This window comes from Arsukibacterium perlucidum DSM 18276 (genome assembly GCF_000382165.1).
Lineage (GTDB): Bacteria > Pseudomonadota > Gammaproteobacteria > Enterobacterales > Alteromonadaceae > Alishewanella > Alishewanella perlucidum.
The window spans coordinates 1-5,182 of the sequence record NZ_KB907755.1 but is presented as its reverse complement, the minus strand read 5'-3'; the positions used below and the strand labels follow the sequence as shown (position 1 = coordinate 5,182).

The following is a 5,182-nucleotide window of genomic DNA, read 5'->3' as shown; positions in this document are numbered from 1 at the left end:
CTAACCACTAACGAAGCGACATGCTCTCATTATTAGTGTTAGCAAAATACTTTGCAGTATGCCTTTCTCAAACGTATTAAAATCAAGTGATTTAGGTTATTGGCGGTCTTAATAGCGGAAAATAAGGTGATGGAGGAGCTGCTTTATTATCAGCAAAATAAGTTGTGACCGACGTAAATTGCTGGGTGAGCATGCTTACTGGCGGCGGGGAAATTAGCGGAATACCACTAATCATGCAATTTGCATCAAGTTGGCAATCTGTACAACAACCTCGCTCAGACTGGTTGATTAAAAGGTTGTGAAGGATAGCCGAATGCTCTGATTCAGCTTGGTGTTGAGAGGTTGTAGTGGTGTGCACTATCTGCTCAGGAAACATAGTACACGAATCAAAGCCATTGGCTAACGCTTCCCTGGTAAGGAAAGTGATTAATATTAGCCAAAAAAACCATGAAGCTTTACGCAAAACGTTTCTCACTTATAATATGTTTGTACTAATATCAGCGTACCCAATTTCACAAAAGAATTGATATGCAAGCCTGTCCATTTTGTGTTGACGGCTTTATGTGGCGACTCAGGGCCCATAAATTATAACTTATCAATTATAGATGGCGTATCACCAAATTGATTTTGCCTACGCCGGCGTGATGTTTAAGATCACGCATCTTTAAATTTTAACGTTCAAGACATTATTTTTCGTTTAAATTGCTGTTTTAGCAGTAATGAATTACCAATTACTGATAATGAACTGGCGGTCATTGCCACGACCCCAATCATTGGGTGTAGTAAACCAATCGCAGCAATCGGGATAGCTGCAATGTTATAGGCACTGGCCCAAATCAAATTTTGCACAATCTTATTAAAGGTCGCTTTTGATAGATGCATTGCATCAACCACGCCAGTCAATTCGCCCCGCACCAGGGTTACGTCGGCCGCCTCTATAGCGACATCAGCCCCTGCACCAATAGCAATGCCGACGTTAGCTTGTTTTAGCGCCGGCGCATCATTAATGCCATCTCCGACCATGGCCACATAGTTGCCATATTTTTTTTGAAGTTCGCGCACCGCATCGACTTTGCCGGCGGGCAACACACCCGCCTGCACTTCATCGATGCCAACCTCATTAGCTACAGCGCGAGCCGCACGCTCATTATCGCCAGTGATCATCACCACATGCAGGCCCAGCTCATGCATGCCACGAATGGCAGCAACTGACTCCTGTTTGATGGTATCGGCCACTGCGACAACACCGCAGGCTTTACCGTCAACCGCAACCAGCACAGCGGTGCGGCCACGCCCTTCCAGCTCATCTAATGCCTGATCCAGCGCTTGCAGGCCTGTGACGCCCTCTTCATCGAGCAATTTGCGGTTACCTATCAGCACGAACGCACCCGCAACCATGCCAGAAACGCCACGGGCACCGGTAGAGCGAAATTCAGTCACCTCGCCAGGTGTTACATTGCGCTCGCGTGCGCCCTCAACAATAGCCCGGGCAATGGGGTGCTCAGACGCATTTTCTACTGTCGCGGCCCATTGCAGCAATTGTTGTTCGGTCACGCCGTCAGCGGTTGTCAATTCAGTCAGTTTGGGTTCACCACGGGTAATAGTACCGGTTTTATCCAGTACTATCACTTTAATGTCTTTAAAGGTTTGAATCGCTTCACCGGATCGGATCAAAATGCCGCGCTCTGCACCAATACCTGAACCCACCATCAGTGCCGTCGGGGTAGCCAAGCCTAACGCACAGGGGCAAGCAATAACCAACACGGCAATGGCCGATAGTATCGCCAACACTGTTGTGCTTGCAGTTGGGTCGACCCAGGGTAAAAAGCCGGCCCCCCACTCCAGCATAGGCCGCAAGCTGTCAACAGCCAATAGCCAAACAATCAGGCTGCCGAGCGAAATAAATAACACGATAGGAACAAAGCGGCCAGTCATACGGTCAGCAAATTCCTGAATGGGCACCCGAGAACCCTGAGCCTGTTCCACTAATTTAATAACCTGAGATAAGAAAGTATCGGCCCCCACTTTGGTGACTTTTACCCGCAACCGACCTTCTTTATTAATAGTGGCCCCGATGACGGTGTCGCCGGCGGCCTTAAACACCGGCACTGATTCACCAGTGGCTATCGATTCGTCCAGATGGCTCTCACCATCCAGTACTTCACCGTCTGTTGGTACCTTATCACCAGGACGGATCAGCATCACATCGCCAGGCTTTAACTCCTTGACCGGTATCTCCAGCTCTGCGCCGTCTCGTTCAATGCGAGCGGTTTTAGCTCCCATAGTCAATAACTTACGGATAGCCTGAGAGGCTCGACCCTTCGCTTTGGCTTCCAAAAAACGCCCCAGCAAGTGAAAGGTCATAATAGTGGCAGCCATTTCGATAAACGAGGTCATACTATAAAAAAAGCCTGCCAGGCCAATCAGATAAGGGGGAATACTGCCAAGAGAAATCAGCACGTCCATGTTAAACGTGCGGTTGGTCAGTGAGCGCCAGGTAGAATTATGAGTTGCCGCACCGCCAAACAAAAATACCACTGGAAAGGCTAGCAACGCGACAATAGCCAGGTATCCAGGAATGGGTTGCCAGAACATATGAGGCAACATCAGTAGCATAATCATGGCGGTAGGGAGCCCGGCTATCCAAAGTCGTTTGTGGGCTTGGGTTAAATACGCTGCATCAATTTCAGCGTCGTGATCGGTGTCAGTATCATTGTCAGCGGACGCTTGCGCCACATCATAACCGGCTTTTTCAACAGCAGTGCGGATATCATCCAGAGTTAACAACGCTGAGTTATAGCTAAGCTGCACCCGATGCGCTGCAATATTAGTGCTAATATCACCAATCCCGTCCAGCCGCTTCAACGATGTTTTCACGATCCCTGCGCAGTGATCTGAGCCCATGCCCGGCACTGTCAGGCGAGCCTGACTTTTGTCACCTTGTGTTACACTTCTCATAACGTTTCCTTAAGCTGTGACTAAAATTAACATCGCTAAACTTGAAGATTTACATTCCAGGCCTAAACAAAAAGGGGTTAGTTACAGATCGCTCATTCGGCCAGTTTGTCTGGCTAGCCGCATGGCTTCATGCTCTTCCATTGCCAGTAAGGTGCCCAGTAATGCTTTCGCTTCAGGAATGTCTGCCCTCGCCTCAATATCCCGATAAAGCTCTATAACTTGTTGATGGTAATCAATTACCTCTTTACAGATGTCATCAAAACCAAGGCTTGCGTAGCGGTCGTCACAAGTTCGGTGTGACTGAATGGGCTGATGAGATAGATAGTCATAAATGTAGGTTTTCAATACTTTAGGTGCTGCCTGCTGTTCGAATAACTTGAGCATGATTTCAATTTTTGCTTCATGCTCAGCCAGATAGTCCAGCAATAGCCGGGCTTGCTCTTGCTCATTCTTAATAGCACAGTGTGCAAGACACAATGCCAAGTGTTGATGCAGCTGGCGGGTCCAATCTATCAGGTCTGAAAAGGTTTTAATTTCCATGTCGTGAGCCTCAAAATTACTGATCGAGCTAAACGTTAATAAATCACTGTTTGCTTACCTAAAATAGCAATACCGTTCATTCGTCACTGTCCTGTTGTTTCTTACGTGCGGCATTTTCAGCATGGGCGTGACGGCGCCGCAAGTTCCAACCGGCCAGGGCAAGTACTACCAATAGTGCAATACCACTAATAATAGTAATAATTTGCGGATTCATCGGAAGCTCCTCAGATCTAAGCTTTGGATACGGGGAATAAACATCGGCACGCGTTGCTGATAAGCGCGATATTCATTGCCAAACAGCGCCAGCATGTGGCTTTCTTCCTTACGCGCTAAAAAGGTGTAAGCCAGAACAATTATCGGAAAGGCCAATACAGAGACTATCGTCGGCCAGTGCACCACCCCTTCACCAAACACGATAAGAAACAGGCCGCTGTATTGCGGGTGACGGACATGGGCATAAATGCCATCTGTCATTAGTACCGCACTGCGTCGCGCCAGATGAATTCGGCGCCAGCCTTCTGCGACAAGTGTTGCACCATAAAACACCAGCGCATAACCAAGTAGCATGGCAATAATATGTGCAGTGGGTGTACCAAATAATTGTGCCCACAAGTTGCCGCCGTCACCCCAAGCCAGATCTAGGCCAAAAAAGCGCGCCAAAAAATATATAGTTAACGGAAAGCCATACATTTCGGCGTAAAACGCAATAATAAAAGCCTGCAGCACGCCGGCGCGAGTCCACTCTTTCCAGCTATCGGGTGCCAGATAGCGGTACATTAACCACGAAATAATAACGGAAACGATAATGGCAGATCCCCACATGCCAATGTGCATTTGCGTGCTCCTGTTTTAAAGAAGGTGCTAGCCAAACATTAAGGGCCATATTGTTATTCCTGGTGCTTAGAATGCGCAGACTGTTTTTTTCCGTCCTCTACGCCGCGGCGATAGGCATCATCTGCATTCTGGTTAATATCGCCGTGATGGTGCCCGCCATGCCCTTTATGCATAAATACATGCATCAGCGGACACAGCAACAAAATCAGATAAGGTAAATAGGGCAGAAGGTGGCTACCATGCTCAACTAACAAAAAATAAAGCGCGGCTACAACTAAAATAACAACCGTTAGACCATGCAAACCTTTCCAGTTTCCGGCTTTAATTGCCATGATAACTCCCCCTTTGTTGCCGTTGTGAAAGTATATACAATATGTCCGCTTAGTCATTAATCCAGATCAATGATTTGGCTAATACGGAATAAAGGTGGCAGTCAAGAGGCAATATTCATACCTGCGCCTTCGGCTTGGTCATCGGCATCACTATATGCGGTAACAAAAAGTTGAAACAAAAATGCGCTTGTCGAAGCGGATATCACCAATCACAGTGAACAGCTCACAGACGCAGGAAGAAATTCTGGCAGCACTGGAAGAAATTGGTTACCCAGCAACGCCGGCAGCGTCAGTAGCGTCGTGTTGCAATGCTGAAATGAGCTGCAAGTCAGCAAAAATGGCGGACTAACATTTCGCTGTGGTAAGCCGTGCGGCAGGTTGCAAGCCTGACCGCACTGCTCATAGTACTAATTTAGCTAAAACAGTGATTTAGTTGTCATTACAGCACCGCGTAGCAGCAAGGATTGACACTACACTACTTACTGCATGGCAGCATCACTGATGTGAGCGTAAACGCT

Annotated in this window: 5 protein-coding genes; all 5 read right to left on the bottom strand. The window is 47.7% G+C overall.

Features of this window, described 5'->3' with window-relative positions; translation table 11 throughout:
- Window positions 1-678: 678 nt before the first annotated feature.
- Window positions 679-2,958 (bottom strand): heavy metal translocating P-type ATPase, encoded by a 2,280-nt coding sequence (locus tag H141_RS0119285; protein WP_019677910.1) that lies wholly within the window; start codon window positions 2,956-2,958, stop codon window positions 679-681.
- Window positions 2,959-3,039: 81 nt separating this feature from the next.
- A complete protein-coding gene (locus H141_RS0119280; RefSeq protein WP_019677909.1) occupies window positions 3,040-3,498 on the bottom strand; it encodes a hypothetical protein in 459 nt (152 codons plus the stop codon).
- Between the two features lie 76 nt (window positions 3,499-3,574).
- The gene (locus H141_RS21635; protein ID WP_019677908.1) at window positions 3,575-3,712 is read right to left on the bottom strand and encodes a hypothetical protein; all 138 of its coding nucleotides are present in this window, start codon (window positions 3,710-3,712) and stop codon (window positions 3,575-3,577) included.
- Window positions 3,709-4,332 carry a methyltransferase family protein gene (locus H141_RS0119270; protein ID WP_019677907.1) on the bottom strand — a complete coding sequence of 208 codons (624 nt, stop codon included), beginning with the start codon at window positions 4,330-4,332 and terminating at the stop codon, window positions 3,709-3,711. The genes H141_RS21635 and H141_RS0119270 overlap by 4 nt, the downstream gene beginning before the upstream one ends.
- A gap of 53 nt (window positions 4,333-4,385) precedes the next feature.
- A complete protein-coding gene (locus H141_RS22060; RefSeq protein WP_019677906.1) occupies window positions 4,386-4,664 on the bottom strand; it encodes a DUF2933 domain-containing protein in 279 nt (92 codons plus the stop codon).
- Window positions 4,665-5,182: the final 518 nt, after the last annotated feature.

Excerpts from the sequence above, each read along its gene's own strand:
- H141_RS0119285 (WP_019677910.1), bottom strand. The coding sequence starts at position 2,958 with ATGAGAAGTGTAACACAAGGTGACAAAAGTCAGGCTCGCCTGACAGTG.
- H141_RS0119280 (WP_019677909.1), bottom strand. The coding sequence starts at position 3,498 with ATGGAAATTAAAACCTTTTCAGACCTGATAGATTGGACCCGCCAGCTG.
- H141_RS22060 (WP_019677906.1), bottom strand. The coding sequence starts at position 4,664 with ATGGCAATTAAAGCCGGAAACTGGAAAGGTTTGCATGGTCTAACGGTT.
- H141_RS21635 (WP_019677908.1), bottom strand. The coding sequence starts at position 3,712 with ATGAATCCGCAAATTATTACTATTATTAGTGGTATTGCACTATTGGTA.
- H141_RS0119270 (WP_019677907.1), bottom strand. The coding sequence starts at position 4,332 with ATGCACATTGGCATGTGGGGATCTGCCATTATCGTTTCCGTTATTATT.